The organism is Methylobacterium sp. Leaf102 (genome assembly GCF_001422425.1).
Taxonomy (GTDB): domain Bacteria; phylum Pseudomonadota; class Alphaproteobacteria; order Rhizobiales; family Beijerinckiaceae; genus Methylobacterium.
This window is the reverse complement of sequence record NZ_LMMX01000037.1, coordinates 344796-369371: the sequence shown is the minus strand read 5'-3', so window position 1 is coordinate 369371 and position 24576 is coordinate 344796. Positions and strand designations below refer to the sequence as shown.

The window sequence follows — 24576 nt, the reverse complement described above, 5'->3', positions numbered from 1 at the left end:
GTTAGCACTGGCTTAATACGCTCCGCGCAGGTGCTTGCAACGTCCTGGTGATCCAAGCTTCTTCAGCGCTTTCGCTTCGATCTGCCGTATACGCTCGCGCGTCACGTCGTACATCTGGCCTATCTCCTCAAGGGTGTGCTCCTCGCAACCGATCCCGAAGCGAAGACGGACAACACGTTCCGATCGCGGATCCAGCGTCGATAGGAGGCCTGCAGCCGCGCGACGGAGATCGTCCTTATTGCAGTTGTCTTCTGGTCCAAGAGCGGGATCGAGGATCTCGAAAAACTCATCCTCGACATCGGCGGAGCTGATCGGCTCGCGCGTGAGCGTCAAGAGCTTGGCAACTCGTTCCGACGATAGCCCGCACTCCGTGGCGATCTCATCGATCGATGGGTACTGGATGCTCCGTGTTTCCAGCGCCTTAACCGCTTTGTCGACCTTTCCACTCGCCTCCTGGACGTGGACTGGCAGCCTGATGACGCGAGAGGTGTCAGCGGCCGCCCGGTGGATAGCTTGGCGTATCCACCAAACCGCATAGGTCGCGAACTTATTGCCCCTGGTGCCGGAGAACTTGCGCGCTGCCCGGATAAGCCCAAACGTTCCTTCCTGCAGCCTGTCCATCCGGGGAAGGCCACGCCCCCATTTATTGGCGAAGTGAGCGACAAGCCGCAGGTTTTGCTCGACAAGCTGCATCTGGGCGACTTCGGCCACTCGCAAGCCTGCTAGGATAGAAACTCGTGCCTGCGATCCAAGTGGGGTAAAATCGCAGAGTTCGCGAAAGTAACGGTCCCGTAAGCCGGCAACAGTCATGCACTGAGCAAGATACTCTGGATTCCGTTCGGCGCAAGCGCATGCATTAAAAAGCATACGTGCTGTTTCCATGTCGCCGGAGCTTGCCGCGTCGGCAAGTGGTGGATCAATTTCGTTTTCTAAAGCATCATCGTCGGCCGCGTCGTCTTTTATACCGCCATCAACGTCAATCAGGAGACGCAGGGCGATTGTTCCTGAGAGTACATAGTTCAGGTCGTGGCGGAGCTTCGCGATTACGCTTTCGCACGAAGCCAGAGCACGCATCGCCCCAAGAAATCCTTGGTCCCTTTTCTCGGCAAGGGCGGCTTCCTCAGCGCGGGAGAGGCGTTCCTTCGGCATAGTTGCCAGGAAACGGAAATAGGGGTCATCCTTCCCAGCAAGGTGGCGACTGAGATAAGCGACAGCACTATAGGCTGCGTCGCCGTAAGTTTCTTCTTCGGCCTCGTCTGGAAAAACGAGAGGATCCGGTGAATCGGTGTCGTCGACGTGTACGCCCAGATCCCCAAGGATCATCTGTAGCGCGAAGTGGAAATTGTCACGGTTTTCGTCGCCGTCTGCAAGGCTACCCAGCTGGAGGTCGGTCAGTCGGCTCTCGTCTATTCGCCCGTCCCTGAGCGCTTCGACGACCAACAAACGAATATCTTCGCGTTCGCTGGTCTTGAGGCGGATTCCCCTTGGCCGGAAGTCTATTGGGTCCGGAAGATCAATTTCAACCTCGTCCCACCCCTCGTCCGTGTCGATTACGACATGGCGAGTGATGAGCCCATGCAGTGCAACTGAATTTGTGAATATAATTGGGTCATTAACTGGCGTCGGCGCTTCGACATCCTCCTCCCAGCCAGACAGATCCAGGTCGCCTGCGGTATCGAACCCCAATTTGTTCGGCGTAATAAAGAACGCGGCCGGCAAGTTGGATTTATAAATTACCGAAACTGGTGACGGCGCATCGATAAGCTGGATTTCGGCAGCTATCACATTATCGCCAACAACTTCCGTGCTTGTGATATCGCGCTCGGCCTCGGTGGCTGAAACTAGTTGATTGCCTGAATTGAGATGCAGCCAGTTTAAAATAAGCTGCTCGATTTCCAAGTGTCCTCGAGCATGGGCCGTGGATGCAGCATCGTTACCGGATTCATCGCGTATATGAAGACAGGCCCCTTCCTGTAAAAGGAGCCGGCAGACCTCATCATGCCCTCTCGTTGCAGCGAGGATCAGCGGCGTACGCCCCTTTTCGTCGCGGACGTTCACATCCTCGCCTGACTTTAGGTGGATACGAACCGATTCAAACGCGCCTGAAAGCAGAGCCATACGAAAAGTTGGGCTGAGGTGCGACCGAGCGACATGGTGCATAACTCAGCTTTCGCACGTGTCCGGAGCATTCAAAGCGACTCCGTAGCTAATGAACCAAACAGGAATATTGCGTTGATTTAAGCCGTTCGCTGCGGGGACGTTAAGCGGCATGTCCGCTTGACGCCGAAGCGCCCGACCTACGCTATCCAAACGTCGCTCCCCGCCCAAGCCGATTGCATGCGCAAGGTAGCATGAACCACCCAAGCAGTAACCTGTAGTTCGGCCTGCAAATATGATTTCCCGCTCCTGTGTGGCCGCAGGGCTTCGATCAAGCCCAATTCCGACGACCTGACAAGCGTCCGATGCCGACGCCGACAGCACCTGACCGGCTCCACATCACCCAACTCACCCTTAACGAGCCTGGACGCGCGCCGGACTGAACGGGCGAACTCGACACAGACGAGATCGGCATATGCTGAGTGGTGAGGCACAGACACAGCCGTCGTGACGAGTGTCTATGCCGATGAGCGGTCAACACCCTCCTTCACGTAACATTATCTGACATACCCACCACCTCAAGCTTTTTCTCGCGATGCCGCCTCTGCCGCTCCGCCGCTGTCATGGGGCGGAAGCCTATCGGCTTCCTGCCAGGCGATTTACGCAGGGGGACAGCGATCAGGGTGCCGCCGAACGTCTTTCGATATATACGCAGTGTCTGCTGCAGCGACAGATCAGGCTTCGCAATAGAGAGGAAGTGCAAAAGAAGGTCGTGAGCCTCTCGGCGCGACCTTCCCGCGTACTTATTTCGGAACCAAAGTACGCCTTCCAAGCCTAGATCGGCTCGGACCCGTTCATATTGGACGGCAGCGACGCACATCGATCTCCAAAATTTATAAACATCAAGACGCCTCCTAACAAAATCATTCAGGGACTCATCTGGGTTCTTGGAAGCTGCGATTGATGCTAGAGCTTTATCGCGGCTGCATCCATTTCGTTCGATAATAATTCGAATATATCGCGCTGACGCCGGTTCAATGATCTTTTCCCTGACACGGCTATATTCAGCGTTCAAATCGACAGACGCGCGCTCCAGTATAATGAGCGCTGCCGGGGTCGCCAGGATTTGGAACGCATCCATAAGTTCGACTTGTCTGCCGAGCCAACGCGGTGATCTGCCTCTTCTTAACGTGACAGAATTCGTTACGCCACATTTCGTGACGAAATATGTTACCGTTTTTGCGTAACGCAATGCGTTACGCGGATTTCGTGACGCATTGCGTGATGACCTCCAAGCGCCTCGTCAGGAGCTAAGGCCGCCATTGCCGCCTCGGCCCTTGAAGCCAAGCTCATTTTGGCCAGCACGGCGCTCAAGGAATGCGTCCAGCCCAATTTTCCTGATGAGCTGCCATAGCTGGAGAACACCGCGAATCTGCTCACGGACGAGATCCGCCCAGATGGAAAGCCGCTTTAGAACGAGCTTTGCATCCTCTGCTTCTTCTTTCAGAACACGTCGTGGCGATTGATCGGCCACTTCGCTGCCAAAGCCGTCGAACAGCTCTGCACCACGGCTCAGCTCGATCAGCGCCTTTATGTCCTTTGGGCTTCCGCCCCCTACGGCCACGAACGAGACCAGCCGCCGGCCGGGCCTCTCGAGATCAGGAAGCAGCCCGTGTTGCCGTTCACTCAACGCTCGCAGGGCGATCGCTTCGAGAGGCGTTCGCACAAAGACCCGAGCGTCCTGGCCGGCCCCTTCTGGCTTTCCGATATTGAAGCCCCATACGCCCCGTTCGCCGCGGGTCGCGGCGAAGGTGTCTCCGGGATTAGCTCCGAACAGAGCATATCCGATCGGCTTCGCGGTCGTACCCAAGGCTGCTGCGGGCACAAGAGGAAACGCCGCAATGAGTTTTTCGCGAGCCCTGACCGCGCCGATATAATTGCCCTTGATCAAGCTGGTTACGAGCGGACGCGGTAGCGCCTGGGTCTCGGTGAGCCAGCCAGCGATCGCCGCACGATCCGCTTCGGCAGATGACAGCTTCAGCAGCGGCGGCGGGTGAAGCTTCGCCTCGTTGACGGTGATTTGCGCGTGCTCCTCCGCGTTGCTTGCCGCGGTAGCCACCGCACCAACCGCGTCGACGTGTATGGCGAGCCAGCCGACCGCGCCGGCGTAGTCGTACCCCTCGCATTGTTTGACGAGATCGATCGCGCCACGGCCGCCCTTGCCCGTGTCTTTGAAACGAAATTGGTTCGGTTTACCGGACGATTTGCCGGTGTCGAGCGCCCCGGCTGGCCCGATCCAGCCATCGAGCGGACGTGCCGGATCAGGCTTGTAGCCAAGTTTGGGCAGCAGTTCATCGAGCGCAATTGCGCGCAGACGATTCTGTGTAGCCTTGTGCGCCGCCTGCTCTTCCTTGAGTAATTCGGTTCCGCGCATGGCAGCAATCGCGGCCTTGTGGGCGTCCGAATCGGCACGAGTGGTCGCTTGTTTGGCGCGACGTACTTCCCCAGCTTGAGCCTGCAGTTTGAAAATAGTCTCAGGCGTGCCTCCCCCGATCAAGATTGCACGATCTGCGACGGTAAGCTCAACGGGCTCCAGGGAATCGTTCACGGCCTCGTAATAGCGACTGATATGCTCGTGCGTCGCCGTCGATCCCGGGCGGCCGCGCGCAATGCCAAGAGGCGCGAGGGCTTTGCCGTAGGAGGTTTGATATTCTCTCATCTGCTGCGGGCCGAACAGGTCGCGCGCGCTCAAGGTGCCCCGCCGCGTAAGGGGTACGACAATGAGCTGGATGTGGGGGGTGATCTCATCGAGGTGCAGGACGGCCGAGGCGAGGTTGTCGCCGAACTGATTCCTGGCCCAACGCATGCTGGCATCCACAAAGTCGTCAAGGCGGTCCTTCTCGTAGTAGCCCGCCCGACCGGGATCGCTCGGACGGTAATATTCGCCCGTCGCACTTAACACCCCCTCTATGGCAAGCGTCGCGTCCTTGCGTCGCTTTTCCGGCAGGCGGCGCTGAACCTCTGCGGCAACGTCCGGCCCGACCAGAAAGCGGACTTCGCGATTGGGATCCGCGTTGATCGTTTCACGGCTGCGATCCCAATGCCCGGCCATGGCTGCAAGCGCCGCCATCGTTTTGATCTTCTGGAAGCGGAGGACTGCGAAGTTCATGGGAAAGGTCCCAGGGGTGGGCTACGGAGCCCACTTTAGCAGATAAGTGTACTTACTACACATACCCTCCGGGATATTCCGCGCGCCCTGCGGGGCCTCCCCCCAGCAGCGCTCCGCTACCTGCCTAAAGAACTTGAGCGCTCACGCACGTGAGCGCTCGCGATTTCCCCAATGATGACGTGAACGTTCGGCGAACCTTCACCGTGAGCGCTCACGGCGCCGGGTCGTATAGTCCGTCTAGACGATGATGCACGGAAATCTGACGCTTGCTCGTACCGCCGTGAGCACTCACTTAATAGGAACTCTGATCCCGGAGTTCGTTCGCCATGGCCAACGCCCCTTTCAATCCCGCTTCCCCAACGGGGAAAAAGCTGCCGGACATAGACGATGAGAAGGCGCGGCACCGCAAACAGACGCAGCTGCGATCGGCCCGTCATGCTGCCATGAGACGGAAGAACGGGGAGACGCGGATCTCGGTCTGGGTGCCAGCCGAACAAGCCGCAGAGATCCGGCGGAAGATTGAGGAGATGATCTGCGGTCAGTTCGCGACGCGCGATATGACCGGGCCGGAAGAGAATGAATACGACTTCAGCGATCTCGATCTAGAGGCCGAGCACTGAGCGAGTTTACAGCAATTCGGTGCTTGGCGTCGGAACCGCGGCGATCGCGCCCGATCGCCAGATGATTCACATTGCTACCGACACCGCCGATCCATCCTACGGCGTCGCATCCCGCTTAGGAAATCGATCCGGGATCAAGGTGGCATCCGTCCGCTTTAATGAAGGAGGGTAGGTTAGCGGCTCATGGCACGAAGGTACGACTGGTCGCCTTGCGATCGTCGACGCTCCAGGATTGCCGCCAGAGCCGCAGACGACGAGGTTCCGGATCGGATCTGGCCAAGCCCGATCATCCGGAGCAGGCGCTTTATGCGGACCGCACAGCAGCAGCGTTGTTCGTCAAACCGGACAGGATGCCTTACGAGGTTAGACGAAAGCCGTGCTGCCGGATAACTCAGTCACCGAGCTTCCAATGCGTTTTTCCAGCACGACGGTATTACCCAAAGCGGTGTCGCCAGCCGATGTCGATGGCCTACCCGATCAATCGCTTAGACCAACTGAAGGCTGGCTGGTTGGTTGATTGACCGTCCGTGGGTAACGACGGGCGAGGTGATGTTCGGTGGTGAGAGAGCATGAACGGGCAAGTTCCCGCCAGGGCGGCTAACTCGCTGAGGAAGATGGGGATCGAACGGGAAAAGGTTGGCGAAGGTGCCTTCGCTAAAAACCCCTGGAGGACAGGAAACACGGACCGCGGCGCTCGAACAGCGGCCGCGAGACGTCGGTGAGGCGCCTTCGCCCCTCTCCTCAACGATGAAGGTCCTCAAATGACACACCATGACGTGCCCACCGGCGCGGACGCTTCCGCTTGCGCCTTCGAGCCGACCGGCCTCTCTCTCGGAGCGGACGCCAGTCAGCCCCCAGGCCATCCGGGAGCCTGGCTATTTAAGGCGCGCGCCCTCGACAGCTATCGGTCCGGACCGCTCACGCTCTTCGTGCCCGGCCACTTCACCACCCTGATCGAGCAGGCCTCCGGGATGCTGCTGCATCCGGACGATCTCGTCGGGTCCCACACCCTGATGGTGACCCTGACGATGGACCCGGTGCTCGGTCTCACCGTCCGCGTCATCGGCCTCGACAGGGGAATTACGGTGCGGACCTGGGCGAAGGATGATGCCGCCGTCCGGGCCAGCCTGGAAGCGGACGGATCATGGGACGCCCAGCGCGCCCTGCCGGTACCGCGGCAGCTGCGGAGGGTGATCCTGATCGAGCCGGATGACGGCGCACCACATCCGGTCGGGACCCAGCTCGACCGCTGGGCCGAACGCGGCATGCTCGTCGTGCATCGCGAACGCGTCGCCTTCGAGGAGCCGGGGGCGGTGGACTGCCTTCGGCAGGCGTTCGAGCGGGCCAAAGACATGCACGACTGGGTCGCCGTCGATGCGGTGATCCTGACACGGGGATCCGGCTTCGCGTTCCGCGTCCTCTCCGACCGGGACATCGTGCGGATGTGCTGCAGCCTGGGTGTTCCCGTCCTCGTCCAGCGCGGCCGGCTGCCGACGCTGATCGACGAGGCCGCGTGGCGCTCCTTCGATACCGGTGAGGGTCTCAATCAGGCGCTGCTCGAGATCCTGCGCACGGAGGTGAGAGAGGCAAACCTTCCGCGCCTCGAAGCGATCATCGACGAACTGGACCGCGATCAGGCCGGCCCGGCCACAGACCCGCAGGGGTCCCTGTACGACTGAGGCTCACGATCCGGCCGTCCACTTGGACGGTCGGATCATCCACCACCACCAGCCACGCACGGAACGCCCCGTCCGGAACCCGGGCGGGATGCCTTCGTGTGTCCCACGCCATCCCTTCACGAGATCCCGCTCAGACAATCATGAGACATCACAGATTCCATAGCCGGAGCGAGCCGCAATCGCGCTCCCTACCGGGCTGTTTCGAGGGCGCCCCCGGAGCCGGTCGAACGCCATCGCCGGGCGCCTCCTCACACCCGCGCCCTGCGGTCGTCGAGATGGGTGACTTCATCGGCTGGCTGCGGCAGAGGCTTCAGGGCGAGCACGCGGTACGCGCCTGCGTTCTCGGCGTCGAGCCGGCCGGCGGCGACAGCGTCCTGCTCGTCCTGGGCGAGGCAGATCCGACCGGGACAGCCGACCCGCCACGCATCAAGGCCCGCCTCAACCTGGCGGAGCGCTCGGCCATCGCGGAGGAGCGGGGCGGCAGCTTCGATCCGACCGCGCTCGTCAATCGAACCGTGGAGATTCAGCTTAGAACCAGCCTGCGTCAGCGCTTCGGTCGGGGGGCTGGTGTCCAGGCCAAGGTCGTCGGCCTCATCACCGTCGGCGAGATCCCTATCGACGTCGTCCTTCAGCGCGAGGCCGTGCTGCAGCGTCTGCGCTTGGACGGTGTGCCGTTCGGACCGAAGACGTGGCGGGAGCCGGAAGACCCTTACCACGTCGGGCTGATCGTCTCGGAGCACGGCGATGCCCGTCGCGATGTCGAGACTTCGCTCCAGGCTCTGGAGGTCGCGGGTCTCCTGCGCATCCACCGGATCTGGGCGGTGTTCGAAGGCCCCAGCGCCGAACGCTCGCTCGTGGCGGCGATGACCGAGGCGGAGGCCCTGCATGCCGAGCACGGTCTCAGCGCGACCCTGGTTTGTCGCGGCGGCGGGCCGGTCTCGGCGTTCGGCCCGCTGAACAGCTGGGCGGTGGCCGACAAGGCGCGGCGGATCCCGAACCTCGTCTGCGGGCTCGGACACGCCGCGACCCCGCGAACGGCCCTGGACGAGGTGGCATCGCTGTCGGTGGCGACACCCACGGCAGCGGCGGTGCTGATCCGGGACTTGGCATACAGGACGGCCGTCCGTGCCTTGCGTGCCTTGGCCGGCTTCGACCAAGCAGTTCAGGACGACATCGAGAAAGCCGGCCGCATCGCGCTGGCTCGGGCGGCGGCCAGCTTCGAGGAGGCTGTCCGGCTGTGCCTCACCGAGGCCGAGGCTCGCCTTGGCATCGTCGGACGGGAGATCGAACGCAGCCTTCTCAGCGCGATCGCCGGGCTCGCCACGGCCAAGGCCAATGGCGGCGCCCATGCGCATGACCATGAGGCTCCGACAGGCCTGCCCGAGTCCGACGTCGTACCCGAGGAGAATGGGGTCGCTCTGGTGATCGAGGCCGGAACCGGTCTCGTCTTGACCAGCGCGGCCCAGGCCCAGCAGGCATCGCACCTCATGCTGCAGTTCCTGGACGGGGTCGTCACCGTCCAGGTCACTCCCCAATCCCTCACCGCACAATAAAACGCAAAGGACACAGAACCATGACCCAGACCCAAATAACCCCGATGCCATTCCTCGAGGCGCTGAAGCGCATCGAAGAACTGACCCGCATGATCCGCAAGGACGGCCTCGACGCCTTCGAGATGATCGAAGGTGCTTACGGAGAAGTCCGCGAACTGCGCGCCGTGCTCAGTGCACGTGTCGCGGACATGCGTCGCATGACCAGCTGAATTTGAACCCGCAATGTAATATGCTGAACGCGGCTATCGGGTAAGCAGATCCGGGCATGCCCTTAAACGTAGCTATAGGAGGCGACCGTAGAGGTCGCCTCCTACGCACCACGCACGGATGAGCATACAAACCCCAGGAGTACCTCGAACCCACGGCCCGACGCCAAGGTCGCCGGAACAGATCAATTTCTTGGCATGGGTGAATTTCTGCTATGCTGGTTTTGGCGAACAAGATGGAGAAACTGGCCCTTATCCGCCCATTTTGGTCATACAAGTTCCCAGGTCTACCTCCCGTCGGAGGCGAGCTACAAAAGCGTTGGTGGAACCGTTGACGAGATCGAGCAGGGGGACGTTGATCTTGAGACTGTCCGCAGGTTATTCGCCCTGCTTTCGCTGTTCGCAACGGAAGACGCGCCCGGCTTCCAACTGATCGTATCGGAACACGCCAAACTTCGCGACAAGTGGTTCCAGGCCGCTCTTGTGGAAGATCTTTGGACGAAGCCTCCTGCTTTGGTGCCCGACAATTGCGCAGACATCCCCAAAAATCAAATAACAAATTGGAATTAAAGTCGAATTTGAATCGAAAGAACCTTTAATGCGTGCTATATAGAAAAGACATACAGACCTATGTAGATATTTTTGTGGATACTGCAACTCTAGGGCTCAAGGTAAAAAATATCTATCTTTCCATCAATTATGCCATTTTCTTTCAGCCAATTCTTTGCAACTTCGATTATTTTGACATCCGGCGCAACTAAAATTACCTTATCATAAATTCGGCTAAGGCCGACACATCTGACCATCCAATAGTTTAGTGTTCGTTTATAGGCCGCTTCAGTCTCGTATGGGCCCATAGCTATTGCAACAAGAGAAACATGCTTATCGTTTTCTCGTATAAAACGGCAATCTGCGCTCGGATAGTACCAAGGTAGTCGCTTCGATTTTAGAAAGCTGTAGCCATCTAAGCTAAGAGTTCCAGATAGATATTCGGTCAATATTCTTCTGTACTCAACCGTAAGGGCCCGACCTCGCAGTGTAGGTGACAGGCGCGCGCGAGCCTCGCTTTCAGCGGCGGCGATAGCTTCAACCGACGCACCTCTGACAAGGTTGGCCGCCGCCGAAGCTGCCCCCTTGGCGTCATACCCATTCCACTTTTTAATGTGCTCGAGCCCAGCGAGGGGAACGGCTCGCAGATTTAGGCCGGACATTAATGGCGAAACCTCAACCTTCTCAACGAAGTTGAGCATCGCTACGGCGCGACGCAGCGTTTGCGGGCTAACTTCAGCCCTTTCCGCCAGCGTACGAAATCCCTCCTCGCGCCGTCCGTGACTCAGTTTTGCAAGCTCAGGCTTTGCCGTGGCTGCCATGACGGCCCATCGGGCAGGCGAAGCTTGGGTCCGATCCTCCCGTATTTGCTCTGGATCTTTGGGTAGCTGGTCAGTCATGAGATGGATTTAGAATCTCTATCGAGGTGGGGCAATCGCCAAGCTTGTGCGCCATTCGCTCTTTCTGTATGGTATGAATCTCTCAAATGACGTGGCGTCAGATACGATGGCTCACCCGCTTCAGATCACACGACAAATCCGACTCCAATATCTGCCAGGCACGCAAAGGTTCGGCCGCCCAAGACGCCGAATTACATGTTTTTTCAGTCTTCATTATCCAGTCCTGGATGCATAGAAGAGCAATCAAGCTGTCGATATTTGCTCGCCCCCCGGGTGAAGCGAATGAAAATACTTTCGTTTATGCATAATCAGCTCCTGATGAGCGCCGCCGTCAGTAGAAAAATGGGAGATGACTGTGGGGAATGAATTTACAGTCCACTCACCCCTGCGTCTCAGAACCGCTGCAAAGCTGGCGTTCCCGGATGGAAGTATGAATGTTTCGGGTCTGCGTTGCGAAAAACGAAGAGGGCGACTAATCACTTTTAGGGTTGCCGGAAAAGACTATACAACTCTTGCTTATATTACTGAGATGCTTGAAAAATGCCGCGTTCAACAAAAGGGGCCCGACTTTGGTTTAGAGGGCCGCGTTACGACAATAAGACCGGAAAGCTCCGTGAGCGCGGGACCTGGATCATCAGGGACGGCATCGAATTCGTGTCGACGGGATGCGCTCTTGAAGAAATTAGAGCAGCTGAAGAAAAGCTCGCTGCATACATCGCAGGAAAGGCAACAGTCACCAAAAAATCAACGGATATAGAGAAAATTGATGTCGCTGATGTATTAGATTTTTATCTTGAAAAGACTCGTGATCGGCAGTCAAATAAAACCAAGTTAGATGAGCGCATTACCCGCCTCGCAAAATGGTGGGGCGGCAAAATGCTATCCGAGGTTACGGGCGAAACATGTGAGGCATTCACGGCTTTCCGAGGTTCGGACGGCGGTGCGAGGCGTGACCTGCAGGATTTGGCTGCAGCAATCAATTTGCACCGGACTCACGGTCTACATCGGGAGGTTGTTGACGTCTTGTTGCCAAGCCGTGGTCAGTCTCGGGATCGCTGGCTGACGCGGAATGAAGCCGCCCGCCTGTTGTGGGTCTGTTGGCGTCACCGAGAGATTCAAGTTTGGCAGCGCGGCACGCGAGCCGGTAAATCGGTCGTGACGGACAAGCGCCCGCTGCGCCACATTGCCCGTTTCATCCTGATCGGCCTCTACACCGGCACGAGAGCAGGAGCTATCTCGACGGCGTCACCATTCCGAACCACTGGGCACTCCTTCGTCGATCTCGAGGCCGGCCACTTTCACCGTCTTGCTGTTGGAAGGAGAGCAACGAGAAAGCGCCAGCCACTGGTACGCTTACCGTCGCGCTTGTTGGCTCATATGCGCCGCTGGCAGCTGGAGTCCCACTTTATCGAATGGCGGGGCAAGCCGGTGAAATCCGTGAAAACCGGCTTCAAATCGGCAGTTAGGCTCGCGGGATTGGAAGGCAAAGTCCATCCTCACACCCTGCGCCATACCGCTGCGACGTGGATGATGCAGAATGGCGTGGACCTAAATGAGATCGCCGGCTTCCTCGGAATGACGGTGAAGATGCTGAATGATGTTTACGGCCATCACCACCCTGATTTTCAGGACGGCGCAGCCGAATCATTCTCGGTGAAAAATCGGAAGGTGCGCCAAAAAGTGGGTGTTTAAGTGGGTGCGATCACCGAAACTCCGGCAGCCGCATCTCAAGGCATTGAAAAGATTGGTGGGCCCGGCAGGACTCGAACCTGCAACCAGACCGTTATGAGCGGTCGGCTCTAACCATTGAGCTACAGGCCCGACTTATCGGTTCAGCCTATGCCTTCCCATCCGCGCGGGGAACGGGGGCCGATGCTTCTGGCTATCGCGAAGTCGGCCGCTCGGCAAGGCTGGATTGCGTCGGACCGCCGAGACTCGATTGCGCTCCGATCGGCAGGCTTCAGCTCCGCCGATCTCCTACCTAAACGAGCACCTCGGCCAGAATGGACGGGATCTCGTTCGGGATTTCCCGGGCGAGGTAGCCGATCCCGCCATAGCGGCGTCCGAGGCGGCGACCGGCTTCGCCGTGAACGTACACGCTCCACAGGGCGGCCGTTTCCGGTCCGGCGCCGCGGGCGAGCAGACCGACGATGATGCCGGCGAGCGTGTCCCCCGATCCGGAGGTCGCCAATCCCACATGTCCCGTCTCGTAGCACCATGCGCGGCCGTCGGGGGCGACGATGTGAGTCCGGCCGCCCTTCACGATCGTCACCGTTCCGAAGCGCTCCGTCGCTTGGCGTGCCGCGGCGAGGGGATCGGCCTCGATCGCCTCGCGCTCCAGGCCGAGGAGCTGGGCCATCTCGCCGGCATGCGGGGTGATGATCGCAGGTTCCCTACGCGTGCGGGTCAGGTCGGTGTCGGCACGGAGCGCGATCAGGGCACCGGCATCGAGGACGATGGCGACGTCCCTCGCCTTGTGAACGAGCGCGGTGGTCACGGCCTCGGTATCCGCGTCCTCGGCCATGCCGGGTCCGATCAGAACCGCATCGCTGGATGCCGCACGCGATGCGAGGCCGTCGGCGCAGGCCCGGCCGATGCCGCCATCCTCGGTCTGTGGCAGGCCGACCACCAAGGCTTCCGGGACGACGAGTCCCATCGGGATCGCGAGATCGCGGCAGACCGCGAGTTGCAGCTTTCCGGTGCCGGCGCGCAGGGCCGCATTGGCGGCGAGAAGTACCGCGCCGGGAAGGCCGGTGCAGCCCGCCGTGATCAGCACACGACCGCGACTGTCCTTGCTGTCGCCGTCCGGCTCGGGCGGGGCCATGCTCCGGAGCAGGTGCTCGGTGACTGGCGTGACGGCCTGCATGGATCGATCCTCCATCGTCGCCGCGAAAACTATTGCACGGCGTCGGTGTCCGGTTCGGAGGTAACGGGGGCGCCGTCCGCCTCAAGGGGTGCGACGAAGTTGTAGCGCACCAGCGCGAGACCGCTGCCGGGCGCTGCCGACGCCGAGAAGGCGTACTCGGTCACCCCACAATTCGCTACGTCGCCGTCCGCGTCGATGCTGAGGATCCCATCCTCGGTCATCTCCTCGAGAAGATACCGCAAGCACAGCACCACGACCTGATGTGCGACGAGAAGCACCCGGCGGCCATCGTGATGGAGCGAGATCGTATCCAGCGCGCTGCGCAGGCGCAGGATCACGTCGCACCAGCTCTCGCCGCCTGGGGGGCGGTGGTAGAACTTTCCGAGGTCGCTCCGGAGTGCGGCCTGCTCGGGATGGTATCGCTCGATGCCGGCGCGTGTCAGGCGATCGAGGATGCCGAATTCCTTCTCCCGCAGGCGCTCGTCGACGAGAAGCGGTGGTGCCGCCGCCGCGAGGCCGCCCGCCCCCCTGATCGCTTCGGCGGTCTCGACCGCACGACGATAGGGCGAGGCGAGGAGCAGATTCGGGCGCTCGTCCTCGGGCAAGGCCGCGAACCAGCGGCCGACGGCACCGGCCTGCCGATGTCCGAGGGCGCTCAAGGGGACGTCGACATCGCGCTCGGGGATGTCGATCCGGGCTGCGCCCGTCGCCTGTGCGGCATCCCGGGCGACGTTGCCGGAGCTCTCGCCGTGGCGGACGATCCAGAGCCGAAGTGGGTGTCCCTGTGGCACGGAAATCTCCGGAGCGCCGATCGGTTAGACCGAGCGCAACGCCCCGCCAGCGGCCACGTTCCGGTTGGGTGCCGCCCTGGTTCCCGGGCCGCCGGCCTCGTCGCCTCGCAGGGTTGCCCATGGCTTGATGCGCGATGCTCGCGTGGCGGCAGGGGCAAAGTGTCACAAGATCACCAACGGGCAAGATCACCAACGGGATGGAAGGTGCGGCTCAGCGTCATCGTGGTTCTGATCGCGCATACGCAACGGGTTGGCATGAGCAGAGTTGTCGAAGAACCACGTGCCATCAAGGCGCAGTTCACCGCAGTAACTTGGCCATAGCCGCCATCGTCGTAAGGAAAGCGTCCGATGACCAGCGATGCACGAGCGATCTACGTCACGGCCCTCAAGAATACCCACGCCCTGGAGTTGCAGGCGCTCCAGATCATGGAGCGGCAGGTCGAGCGCCTCGAGAACTATCCGGAAATGGAGGTCGCTCTCCGCCGCCACATCGAGGAAACCCATGGCCAACGCGACCGGTTGGAGGAAGCTCTCTCGTCCCTGTCGGAAACGCCGTCTGCCCTGAAGGAGGGATTCCTTGGATTCGTCGGCAACATGATGGCCATCGCTCACGTGCCGGCCCAGGACGAGATCCTCAAGAACACCTTTGCGAACCAAGCCTTCGAGAATTTCGAGATCGCCGCCTATACGTCGCTTCTCACCATCGGCGAGGCTGCCGGCCAGAGCGCGCACAGGTCGGCTTTCACGTTGTCCCTCCAGCAGGAGGAAGGCATGGCCAAGGCCGTCGCCGCCCTCGTGGCGCCGACGACCCAGCGCTACCTCGAACTGACCCTGAGCGGTGCGACTGCGAGCCGGTAGCGCTCGCGCGTGGGGAAGACAGCCTGGCGGCCCGGGTCGACCCGGAGAGGGTCCGGACGTCTCGGAGCGGTGTCTACCGACGTGGGATCGGCCCCGAGCCTTCGAGGCCTTTCCCGTTTCGGGAAATCCGGGTGCCGTGACGATACGTGATGATAACCGAGCCCCGGCATTCTCGCTGCGAGCCAAGTTGCGTACCGGCTCCTGTTGCGTAAGCACGCCCCGTCGACCCGTGATCCGATCGGGCGGCGGGGCTGTCGCGTGATTCGACGGTGCCGTTGCGTCTCGAACCGAGCTTCGTCGGCCGAGATCACCGTGTGCCGAGTTTGGGCGCTGCGCCTGTCCGACCTGTTTGTCCGACGTGGTCACGCTCGATCAGATCTCTCACGGACGCCAGCACGGTGTCCTGGTGAAAATGATGAAGCATATGGCCGGCGCCCGGCACCCAGTCGAAGTGCGCGCGTGGGATCGCTTGCGCCGCCAGAGCGCCGTGGAGGGCGTTGTTGACAACCAAGTCGGCGGTGCCCCCGAGGATATGAACCGGCACCTTGCAGGTTCCGTAAGCGGCCGCGGCGCGGGTCAGCGCCGTCCAGACACTGACGGCATCCTCCCCTTCGGCGATCATCCGCTCCGACCCGCTCGCCAGCGCGAACGGAAAGCGTTCGGCAACCGAGGACGGCATGGCCTGAGGCAGGAAGATCGCGCGCCATAGGAGCGGCAGCAGGGCAGGGTCGGCCGATCCCGCGAGCAATGGCCCCAGAACCTCTCCGAGGCCGGGCGTGAACCGCGGCCCGAAGAGCACCTGTTCCAGACGCATCTCCGGGAAGCACAGCGGCGCGAGGGCGAGGATTCCGGTCGTCTGTTCCGGAAATCGCAGGGCGTGGCACAACGCGACGGTGCCCCCGAAGGAGTGACCGATCAGCAACGGGCGGTCGACGCCGATGGCCGCCATCGCATCCCGGATGATCTCCGCTTGGCGCCAGGGTGAGGCATCGACGAGCCGCCGCCGCGCACTCATCCCATGGCCTGGTCGATCCACCGCGATGACGCGATAGTGCTGGGCCAAGGTCGGCACGAGGGCGAGCCAGGAATCCTCCAGGGCCATCAATGTCCCGTGGATGAGGACGATGGCGGGGCCCTCCCCCGCCTCCGCATAGGCGAGGGTGCGACCCTGGCCCAGGTCGACGACCCGGCGCGCCACAGCCCGGTCGGCCGTCGAAGGTTGAACGGGTGGCGGGGATGGCAGGCGCTGTGCGGTCGCCCTCATCTCAGGACCGTCGGCCGGTGGAACGCGGCGCCACCAGAGCCGTCGCGGCAAGGCCGAGACCGACTGCGCCGGCGATCAGCGCGACCGGGTGAAGGCTGGCACGGGTATAGGCGCTTGTTCGCATGACGTAGCCGGGCTGATCGCCCCTCGCATGACCGGTGTCGTCCTGCTCCGGTCCGTGGAGCGTGCCCGCCGGACGTCTTGGGCGGCCGGGCCGCTGCTGAAAGGCGACGATGGCCGGGGCGAGGAGATCGAACGCGCCGGGCGCGAATTCCTTGCTGGCCGCGAACACCTTGCCGGCGCCACCGACGAAGACGTCGCGCTGCGGATGCACGGCACAGTGCAGGATTGCGTTTGCGACCTCTTCCGGCGGGTAGACCGGCGGGGGCAGCATCGGTTCGCGGTTCATGTAGTTGCGGGCACGCCGTGGCAGGGGCGTGTCGATGGACGTCGGCTTGATCAAGCTTACCGAGACCGGAGTGCCGGCGTGCCGCAATTCCATGCGCAACGCATCGGTAAAGCCTTTCACCGCATGCTTTGTCGCCGAGTACATTCCTTGGAACGGGAAGGCGAGATCGGAGGCGACGCTGCCGACATTGATGAGCGCTCCACCCCGCCGCCCGAGATGCGCGACGGCGACGAGGGAGCCATAGACGGTGCCCCAGAGGTTGGTCTGCACCAGTCGGGCATGATCTGCGTCGGACACCTCCGTCAGCGGACCGTAGATGGTGACGCCGGCGACGTTGACCCAGGTGTCGAAGCCTCCGAACGTCGCGACCGCCACTTCTGCGATCGTCTCGACATCGGACCGCACACCGACATCCGCCACGACGGAGACCGCCCGCCCGCCGCTCGCCTCGATCTCCGACACGATTGCGGCGAGGGCCGTGCCGCTGCGGGCCGCGAGCACGACGCGCGCGCCGCTCTTCACGGCCATGCGGGCCGTGGCGAGGCCGATACCGGACGAGGCGCCGGTGATGACGATCACCTGATCGCGCAGGGCCTTATGCTTCATCTACCGTTCCTCCGCTTCGGTGGGTGCCAGCGAGGGCCCCTATCGGAAGGCCTACGCGCAGGAGTCGGAGGCGTTGCGGACAACGACGTGCTTGCGCGGATTTCACGCGCGCCGGAATGTCCCCCTTCCGCTCATGCACCTGCTGGAGGATCGATTCGGTAATGGATCGGCTTGAAGCTCCCGTTGTTGGATTGCAGGGCCGAACACGCCGTCAGGCCGATGACGAGGTCGGTCTGAGCTTCGAAGGTGATGTGATCTCCCGCTCGGCTCAGGGGCGCCTCCACGCGGATGACACCGGTCGTCGCATCGATGGGCACATTCATGAAGCAGTTGAACGCGATGGGGATCTGATCCGGCTCGATGCCGTAGGGGGCGAGCGCCGCTGCCAGATTGCCGAAGCAGCCGCGATGCGGGTCGGTGTCGCCATAGATGATCCGGAAGGTATCCTTCGAGCACGGGGTCAGCAGGAAGTCGTGGCGCCCGACCGTGTCGGCCACGATGGTGAGCATCACGTTGGAGCGGTTGGAATACAGTGGGTCGCCCGTGGTGAGGTAGATCCGGCTCGCGTAGTCGAGGGTGCGCCCGGAAGAAAGGACTTCACCGGTATCGCGCCGGTTGTAGGCCAACAGATCCGCGACCTGCTCGCCCTTCGGGTCGATGACCGTGAGGCGCTGCCCCCTGTCGAGGGTGAAGGCGACGCCTGAGCGCGGCGCGATCTCTTTGAATGCGTGCGCCTCACACATCGTGTGTTCCGCCTGCTCCGGTCCGGCCCTGGAAGGGGCAGCGCCAAGCCTCGGACACCGCCCGCCCACTGTACTGGCGCGCCTCCGACATTTCCCCGTGGCGGGCCAGCATCGGGTTCACGGACCCGGCCAACGCCGCATCGCGTTCGAGGATCGAGGTCCGCAGCTTCTCGTAACGGTTGGCCGCCCGCAGGGCCTCGAACTGGGCGTGAAGATTGAACACGAGCGCCGGAGAGGAGAAGCGCCGGGCGGGTCGGCTCGCGCGTGGATGCAGGCCGACGATGAAGAAGGCCTCGCCGCCGAAACTCAGGGAGAAATGCGGACTCTCGGGATCGTCGGCTACACGCTGGTCCCATGGCTGGCCAAGCCAGCAATCCTTGTCGGCGAGGGATTGGGCGCGGGCCCAGAGATGGTGTTCGAACTGCTCTTCGCCGAGGTCCCCCGGCCCCTCGAACACCACTGCGAAGCTCTGAAACAGATCAGGCGCCCGCTTGTAGCGCGCCGCGAAGGCCAGGAGGGCGGGATAGATCCGCATGTCGTCCCAGCCGGAGGTGATGTCGCGGGCCACCACGATCTTCATCTGCCCCTTGGACAAGGCCGATTTCGCGCCGACACAGGGGAACGGCGGGTCGCGGATGAAGTCGCGGAACGCGTGGGCCAAAGCGTGATCGCGGTCGTCTCTCGGAAACTGCATACGCACTCGTCACTCAGCCACCCGGTTGCGCAGGAGTGCGGCAGCCGGTGGCGTGGATCTGGGCAACAGGGGGCAGGCGCAGGGTGTTCCGAGGTGGACGAGAAGTCGCGGGACTTGCCAACAGGGGATTCGCTCGTCGGTACGACCCCCGCGTTCAGGCCGTCGGCCCGATCCTCGGCGGGCAGCGTATTCGAGGGCTCGGAACGACGGCGGAACGAACCTTCGGCGCTGGGCTTCTCCTACCAGCCTTGGATCTTGAGCCTTGGACGAGGGAGAATATCACCGTGGACGACAATCGGGTCTGGTCTTTCGAGAAGAGTCTCTGGGTCGGCGATGCCGATCATTATCGCGAACTGGTCGACGGCGAATGCCTGATGGTCCTGCCGCACCCACCCTTCGTGATGAGTGGCAAGCAGGCGATCGAGGCCGTCGCCAATACGCCGCGCTGGTCGAACATCGACATCTCCAACGGCCAGATCTCCCGTCCGCAGGAAGGCCTCATCGTCATCGCCTACAATGCGAAAGCTTCGCGGGACGATGAGATCTACGAAGCCAATTGCACCTCGACGTATCGACGTCTCTCCCACGAGGAGTGGCGTGTCGTGCAGCACCAGCAGACCCCCCCGCTCGCCATTCCGGCGGTCAACGACTGACGGCGCCGGTTCGGCCAGGAAGACGACGGTGTCGGCTCGCCTGAGTCAGCACGTCGCCTTGCTGGCCGCTCGGGCCGCGCCATGTCGGGAACCGCGAGCCCTTTCGCCGTTCTCGAGTCCCGGGGGCGCCCCTCCCGGCAGGATGCATGGCAACCTTCTTCACGGCCGACACCCACTTCGGAGACGCGCCCCTCGTGGAGCGGCGCCGGTCCGCCTTCGGCTCCGTCGAGGGCCATGACGAAGCCCTGATCGACCGCTGGAACGCTGTCGTCGGCCCCCACGACGACGTCTGGCACCTCGGGGACTTCGCCGCAGGGGCCAGTCGCGCGCATTGCGCGTGGGTGTTCGCGCGCCTCAACGGCACCAAACGGCTCATCCGTGGCAATCACGACACCAACCGGGTGCTGGACCTGCCATGGGCGGATCCGCCGGAGGCGAGCGCCCGGATCACCGTGGCGGCATCCGACGGCGCGGCGTGGCGCCTGTTCCTGTCGCACTACCCGCACCGGTCCTGGCCGGGCTTCTGGCGTGGGACGCGGCATCTCTACGGACACACGCATGCGTGCCTGCCCGACACGAGCCGTGCCTGCGATGTCGGCATGGACGCATGGGATTACCGCCCCGTCGATCTCGCGACCGCGCTGGCGCGCCAGGACGCCGCCGAACAGGCGCCGGAGGAAATGGCGCTGCGCGGCCTGCGCTGAGCTCGAACGCGAGGATCTTAGCCCCGAGCGCACGGCTCCGCTGGGAACCGCATGATGCCCTCCGCTCAGGCCGGCTGTTCGAACAGGAAGCCGTCGACGGCCGGGATCGAGACGGCGAGACCGGCGCCGTAGCTCGCCTTGGTGACACGCCAGGGGCGTTCGGGCCGGGCGCGGATCGACTCGGAGGGCCGCAGGCGCCGGAGCGCACCGTCGGTGTCGATCTCCTCGATGGTCAGGAAGCCGTAGACCTGGAGACGGGCGGCGATGAGCTTGGTCTCCCGGTCCCCGGCCGCGACCGCCAGAGTGCCGGTGGCGTAGACCGCATCCATCACCGCGCGCTGGTCGCCGCGCCGGGTCGCGTTGGTGGCCTTGCGCGGAACGCTTCCGGCCGGGGGTGGGGTCGTGGGGGCCGCCCGCCGGAACGGCACGACATTGTCCATCCTTGCCGGAACGTGATCCATCAGCCGATCATCCTCGTCTTACGCAACGCAGGCCGGGAACGCCCGGTCCCCGGCCTGCGCCGACATTTCGACGAGTCGGCTTAACGGGCGCTTAGCCATGCGGGCGCCGTGCCCGGCTTCGGCGTCCCGAAACGAGGCGGCTCAGGCGAGACGCGTCGTGAAGGCCCCTTCGGTCTTCGCCCGGATGTCGTCCTCGGTCACGCCGTCGGCGAGCTCGATCAGGGTCATGCCGCCGTTCCCCTTCTTGTCGATGGTGAAGACCCCGAGATCCGTGATCACGAGGTCGACCACCTGCGTTCCCGTCAGCGGCAGGTCGCAGGCCGAGAGAAGCTTGGGGGATTCGGAGCCGTCCTTGTTGCGGGCGACATGCTCCATCACCACCACGACGCGCTTGACGCCGGCCACGAGGTCCATGGCGCCGCCCATGCCCTTCACCATCTTGCCGGGGATCATCCAGTTGGCGAGATCGCCGTTCTGAGCGACCTGCATGGCGCCGAGGATCGACAGGTTGATGTGCCCGCCCCGCACCATTCCGAACGAGTCGGAGGACGAGAAGTAGCTCGTGGTCGGCAGCTCGGTGATGGTCTGCTTGCCGGCGTTGATGAGGTCGGGGTCCTCCTCGCCCTCGAACGGGAACGGGCCCATGCCGAGCATGCCGTTCTCCGATTGCAGCTGCACCGACATGCCGTCGGGAATGTAGTTCGACACCAGCGTCGGAATGCCGATGCCGAGGTTCACGTAGAAGCCGTCGCGCAGCTCCTTGGCGGCGCGCTCCGCCATCTGTTCGCGGGTCCAGGCCATGGGGGTGTCTCCTGCGTTCTCGTCAGACGGCGGCGGGGGGGATGGCGGGCTCGCCGCGCTTGCGCGTCGTGCGCTGCTCGATGCGTTTCTCGCGGGTCGCCACGTGGATCATCCGCTTGATGAAGATGCCCGGCGTGTGGACCGCGTCACCGTCGATCTCGCCCGGCTGCACGAGGTGCTCGACTTGGGCGACGGTGACCTTGGCGGCCGTGGCCATCATCGGATTGAAGTTGCGCGCCGTCTTCCGGTAGACGAGGTTGCCCTCCGTATCGCCCTTCCAGGCGTGGACGATGGACAGATCGGCGAACAGACCGCGCTCCATCACGTAGTTCTCACCCTCGAACTCACGCACCTCCTTGCCCTCGGCGATGAGGGTGCCGACGCCCGTCTTGGTGAAGAAGGCCGGAATGCCGGCACCGCCCGCGCGGATGCGCTCGGCGAGGGTCCCCTGCGGATTGAACTCGATGGCGAGTTCGCCGCCGAGATACTGCCGGGCGAATTCCTTGTTCTCGCCGACGTAGGACGAAATCATCTTGGCGACCTGCCGGGTCTCGAGCAGCTTGCCGAGGCCGACGCCGTCGATGCCGGCGTTGTTCGAGATCACGGTGAGGTTCTTGACCCCCGACGCGCGGATCGCGTCGATGAGTTCGTCGGGGATCCCGCACAGGCCGAAGCCCCCGGCCATCACCGTCATCCCGTCGGTCAGGAGACCGGCCAGGGCCTCCGTCGCATCCTTGCGTACCTTCTTCATCAACGCCCTCCCCAAAGGTCTCCGGCAACAGGTTTTCCGCCCGCCGTCAGCATCGCGCCTCGCTGCGGTTACGCCAAGCAATTCGTGATGACCAGCGGGGGTTTACCATGCGCCCCGACAGGTCCCCACGGGTGTCATCCGATTCGGACGTCCCCTCCCGCGCCGGCATTGGCCGGTGCACGGCCCCGGGCCCTGGGAGACAAACCGCTCCGGAGGGCGTAGGGATTTGAATCGCATCAGTGTTCGTCGATGGGTGGGGGCGCCCGCGACGATCATCGGCTGGACGCGCCGGAAGGGTCCGGCTCGCGTTCCTCCGCACGGAGTGCCCTGTCGCTGCGACGTCTCGCTTCCCTCCTCGGCCTGGGTGTCCTGGCCGCCGTCCTCGCGGCGGGCTGTCTCCCGTGGGCGGTACCGACCGAGCGCGCGGTCGCCTTTCTCGGCGGCCCGCTCGCGCGTACCTACGGGATCGTCCTGAGCGCCTCCGGCCCCGCGGAATCGGCTCTCCTTCCCCTGCCCCGCCTCAGCCTCGGCGGCGTGCGCCTCACTTCGATGGGCGGCGAGATCCCCCTCGCCGAAGGCGGAGCCCTCAAGCTCCAGTTCAATCTCTTCGCCCTCCTGACTGGCCGCATCGAGGTCACCACCGCCTCCCTCGAGGGCGGGATGGTGAACCTGCCGACCCGCGACGACGATATGCGGTGGGCCGAACCGAGGGCACGGGCCGCGCGTCTGTTGGAGCCGGGCGCGGCCCATCCCCGTCGCCTGACCCTGAGCCGTGTCACCGTGACCGGGCGCGACTTGCGTGACGGACAGACCCAGACCGCGCAGGATGTTGATCTCAACGTCTCCTGGCCGGCCTGGAGCGCGGAGATCGACATCGCGGGCGCGTTCCGCTGGAACGCGGTTCCGGCCCGCTTCACCGTTTCGGGATTACGGGCGGCCGATCTCGCCGCCGGCGCACGCAGCCCGTTCGCGGCGACGGCCGATTGGCCGGCGGGCAGCCTTTCCATCGAGGGAGATGGGTCTTTCACGGCTCAACCGGCGCTCACCGGCAGCGCCAGTCTGCGGACTCGATCCGTGTCCGAGACCCTGGGGTGGATGGGGGGCGATATGGCTCTCTCCCCGGTGATCGAAGCCCTCGCCCTCTCGGGCCGCTTCGAGGTACGCGAGCGGACCCTTCTTTTGCCGAGCGTGCGCCTGAATATCGGCGAGGACCGTTTCGAGGGCGCCGGCTCCGTTTCCCTGGCAGGTGCGCGTCCGTCGATCCAGGCGACCCTGGCGGCCGACACCCTCAACCTCGCGCCCCTCCTCGCCGAAACCCTGCGCCTCTTCGGCCTCGATGCGGACGACCCGCCGGGTCGGACCGGGCGCAGTCTCGCCCTGCGGCCCCTCACGGGGGGAGACCTCGATTTGCGGATCTCGGCCGGCCAGGCCCGCATGGGACCGCTCGCGTTCGAGGACGTGGCCGCGAGCGTCCTGGTGCGCCAGGGCGGTATCGAGGCATCCCTGAATCGCGCGACCCTGCAGGGGGGGCTGGTGAAGGGCCGCCTCGGCCTCACGCCCGGGGTGGACGATCCGGACAAGACCGAGGTCAGGCTCCAGGGCGCGTTCGACCGTCTCGACTTCGGCGCCCTCCTGGTCGATCTCGGCCAGGATCGCTGGGTGTTCGGAGGCGCACGCGGTCAGTTCACCTTCGAGGGCGCTGGAACGACGCCGGACGCCCTCGTGCGCCATATCGATGGACGCGCGAGCGTCGCCATCGATGGTGGTGCCCTGGCGGGGATCGATCTCGCCGATGTCGTCCACCGCAACGGTGCCGTCGCGGCCGGCGCGCTGGCTCGCCGCAACGGCCGGACCGCCTTCGAGCATGCCGGCCTGAGCCTGCGGGTCGTCGATGGCATCGGAGAAATCGTCGACGCCACCCTGCGGACATCGGCGCTGACCGGAGCCTTGAGCGGCGCCGTCGTCCTCCCCGAGCGTCGCATCGAGACGCGGGCGCAGATCCTGCCGCGCGCGGCCCCCGATGGAACCACCCGACCGGGGCCGAGTTATGCCATCACCGGCCCGTGGAACGCCGTCGTGGTCCGCAAGGCCGCCCCGGAGGATGGCGACACCGGCTTCACGGCGACCGGTGCCCTGCGCCACCCTGCGGCAGGCGGGAAGCCGGATCTACCGCCGGCCGCCCGTGCCTACGCGCCCTGATTCT

At 63.3% G+C, this 24576-nt stretch carries 23 protein-coding genes and 1 tRNA gene; 10 read left to right on the top strand and 14 right to left on the bottom strand.

Translation table 11 applies throughout. The features are described from left to right. Positions 1-12: 12 nt before the first annotated feature. The 3 genes from ASF27_RS21790 to mobV all read right to left on the bottom strand — a co-directional run bounded on the left by ASF27_RS21790 (position 13) and on the right by mobV (position 5266). Positions 13-2118, bottom strand: a complete 2106-nt coding sequence (locus ASF27_RS21790) for a sigma-70 family RNA polymerase sigma factor (protein WP_162238652.1) — start codon at positions 2116-2118, stop codon at positions 13-15. 526 nt (positions 2119-2644) lie between these two features. Then, entirely contained in the window at positions 2645-3238 is a 594-nt protein-coding gene (locus ASF27_RS22470) for a hypothetical protein (protein ID WP_156467573.1), read from the bottom strand. A 162-nt stretch (positions 3239-3400) separates the two neighbouring features. Beyond that, the gene (gene mobV / locus ASF27_RS17805) at positions 3401-5266 is read right to left on the bottom strand and encodes a MobV family relaxase (RefSeq protein WP_056362138.1); all 1866 of its coding nucleotides are present in this window, start codon (positions 5264-5266) and stop codon (positions 3401-3403) included. A 326-nt stretch (positions 5267-5592) separates the two neighbouring features. Between mobV and ASF27_RS22465 the strand changes: the two genes are divergently transcribed. From ASF27_RS22465 to ASF27_RS21785, 5 genes are all read left to right on the top strand, one after another. Beyond that, positions 5593-5886, top strand: a complete 294-nt coding sequence (locus tag ASF27_RS22465) for a hypothetical protein (protein ID WP_156467572.1) — start codon at positions 5593-5595, stop codon at positions 5884-5886. A 761-nt stretch (positions 5887-6647) separates the two neighbouring features. Next, positions 6648-7565 carry a hypothetical protein gene (locus tag ASF27_RS17800; protein WP_056362135.1) on the top strand — a complete coding sequence of 306 codons (918 nt, stop codon included), beginning with the start codon at positions 6648-6650 and terminating at the stop codon, positions 7563-7565. A 275-nt stretch (positions 7566-7840) separates the two neighbouring features. Beyond that, positions 7841-9118 (top strand): exodeoxyribonuclease VII large subunit, encoded by a 1278-nt coding sequence (locus ASF27_RS17795; protein ID WP_244481037.1) that lies wholly within the window; start codon positions 7841-7843, stop codon positions 9116-9118. 20 nt (positions 9119-9138) lie between these two features. Then, entirely contained in the window at positions 9139-9327 is a 189-nt protein-coding gene (locus ASF27_RS17790) for a hypothetical protein (protein ID WP_056362128.1), read from the top strand. Positions 9328-9522: 195 nt separating this feature from the next. Beyond that, the gene (locus ASF27_RS21785; protein ID WP_200918881.1) at positions 9523-9894 is read left to right on the top strand and encodes a DUF3732 domain-containing protein; all 372 of its coding nucleotides are present in this window, start codon (positions 9523-9525) and stop codon (positions 9892-9894) included. Positions 9895-9983: 89 nt separating this feature from the next. On the opposite strand, the gene ASF27_RS22460 is transcribed toward ASF27_RS21785, so the two are convergent. Next, positions 9984-10694, bottom strand: coding sequence for a hypothetical protein (locus ASF27_RS22460; protein ID WP_156467571.1), 711 nt, complete (start codon positions 10692-10694; stop codon positions 9984-9986). Positions 10695-11312: 618 nt separating this feature from the next. Between ASF27_RS22460 and ASF27_RS21780 the strand changes: the two genes are divergently transcribed. After that, on the top strand, positions 11313-12464 hold the full coding sequence (locus tag ASF27_RS21780) for a site-specific integrase (RefSeq protein WP_082479266.1): 1152 nt from the start codon (positions 11313-11315) through the stop codon (positions 12462-12464). 53 nt (positions 12465-12517) lie between these two features. On the opposite strand, the gene ASF27_RS17785 is transcribed toward ASF27_RS21780, so the two are convergent. The 3 genes from ASF27_RS17785 to ASF27_RS17775 form a co-directional block, all read right to left on the bottom strand. Continuing rightward, a tRNA-Ile gene (locus ASF27_RS17785) sits at positions 12518-12593 on the bottom strand. Between the two features lie 160 nt (positions 12594-12753). Continuing rightward, entirely contained in the window at positions 12754-13638 is an 885-nt protein-coding gene (locus ASF27_RS17780; RefSeq protein WP_056362126.1) for an NAD(P)H-hydrate dehydratase, read from the bottom strand. A 29-nt stretch (positions 13639-13667) separates the two neighbouring features. Beyond that, positions 13668-14429: a histidine phosphatase family protein gene (locus ASF27_RS17775; protein ID WP_056174028.1), complete on the bottom strand. Its 762-nt coding sequence runs from the start codon at positions 14427-14429 to the stop codon at positions 13668-13670. A 348-nt stretch (positions 14430-14777) separates the two neighbouring features. Here ASF27_RS17775 and ASF27_RS17770 point away from each other — a divergent pair, with 348 nt between their 5' ends. Continuing rightward, positions 14778-15287, top strand: coding sequence for a ferritin-like domain-containing protein (locus ASF27_RS17770; RefSeq protein WP_056362122.1), 510 nt, complete (start codon positions 14778-14780; stop codon positions 15285-15287). A 307-nt stretch (positions 15288-15594) separates the two neighbouring features. Here ASF27_RS17770 and ASF27_RS17765 read toward each other — a convergent pair whose 3' ends face one another. The 4 genes from ASF27_RS17765 to gntA all read right to left on the bottom strand — a co-directional run bounded on the left by ASF27_RS17765 (position 15595) and on the right by gntA (position 19003). After that, positions 15595-16551 (bottom strand): alpha/beta hydrolase, encoded by a 957-nt coding sequence (locus tag ASF27_RS17765; RefSeq protein ID WP_082479264.1) that lies wholly within the window; start codon positions 16549-16551, stop codon positions 15595-15597. Position 16552: 1 nt separating this feature from the next. Next, positions 16553-17566, bottom strand: coding sequence for an SDR family oxidoreductase (locus tag ASF27_RS17760; RefSeq protein ID WP_056362119.1), 1014 nt, complete (start codon positions 17564-17566; stop codon positions 16553-16555). 131 nt (positions 17567-17697) lie between these two features. Then, entirely contained in the window at positions 17698-18309 is a 612-nt protein-coding gene (locus tag ASF27_RS17755; protein ID WP_056362117.1) for an urea carboxylase-associated family protein, read from the bottom strand. After that, positions 18302-19003, bottom strand: a complete 702-nt coding sequence (gene gntA, locus ASF27_RS17750; protein ID WP_056362114.1) for a guanitoxin biosynthesis heme-dependent pre-guanitoxin N-hydroxylase GntA — start codon at positions 19001-19003, stop codon at positions 18302-18304. Before gntA ends, ASF27_RS17755 begins: the two co-directional genes overlap by 8 nt. A gap of 284 nt (positions 19004-19287) precedes the next feature. Between gntA and ASF27_RS17745 the strand changes: the two genes are divergently transcribed. Further along, complete coding sequence (locus ASF27_RS17745) at positions 19288-19656, top strand: hypothetical protein (RefSeq protein WP_056362111.1); 369 nt, start codon at positions 19288-19290, stop codon at positions 19654-19656. 146 nt (positions 19657-19802) lie between these two features. After that, positions 19803-20360, top strand: a complete 558-nt coding sequence (locus ASF27_RS17740; RefSeq protein WP_056174015.1) for a metallophosphoesterase — start codon at positions 19803-19805, stop codon at positions 20358-20360. 65 nt (positions 20361-20425) lie between these two features. On the opposite strand, the gene ASF27_RS17735 is transcribed toward ASF27_RS17740, so the two are convergent. The 3 genes from ASF27_RS17735 to ASF27_RS17725 all read right to left on the bottom strand — a co-directional run bounded on the left by ASF27_RS17735 (position 20426) and on the right by ASF27_RS17725 (position 22373). Then, complete coding sequence (locus ASF27_RS17735) at positions 20426-20821, bottom strand: hypothetical protein (RefSeq protein WP_056174012.1); 396 nt, start codon at positions 20819-20821, stop codon at positions 20426-20428. A 141-nt stretch (positions 20822-20962) separates the two neighbouring features. After that, a complete protein-coding gene (locus ASF27_RS17730) occupies positions 20963-21622 on the bottom strand; it encodes a 3-oxoacid CoA-transferase subunit B (RefSeq protein WP_056174007.1) in 660 nt (219 codons plus the stop codon). Between the two features lie 22 nt (positions 21623-21644). Continuing rightward, positions 21645-22373 (bottom strand): CoA transferase subunit A, encoded by a 729-nt coding sequence (locus ASF27_RS17725; RefSeq protein ID WP_056174004.1) that lies wholly within the window; start codon positions 22371-22373, stop codon positions 21645-21647. A gap of 249 nt (positions 22374-22622) precedes the next feature. On the opposite strand from ASF27_RS17725, the gene ASF27_RS17720 reads away from it, so the two are divergent. Next, positions 22623-24572 carry an AsmA family protein gene (locus tag ASF27_RS17720; protein WP_244481035.1) on the top strand — a complete coding sequence of 650 codons (1950 nt, stop codon included), beginning with the start codon at positions 22623-22625 and terminating at the stop codon, positions 24570-24572. The last annotated feature ends 4 nt before the right edge of the window (positions 24573-24576 follow it).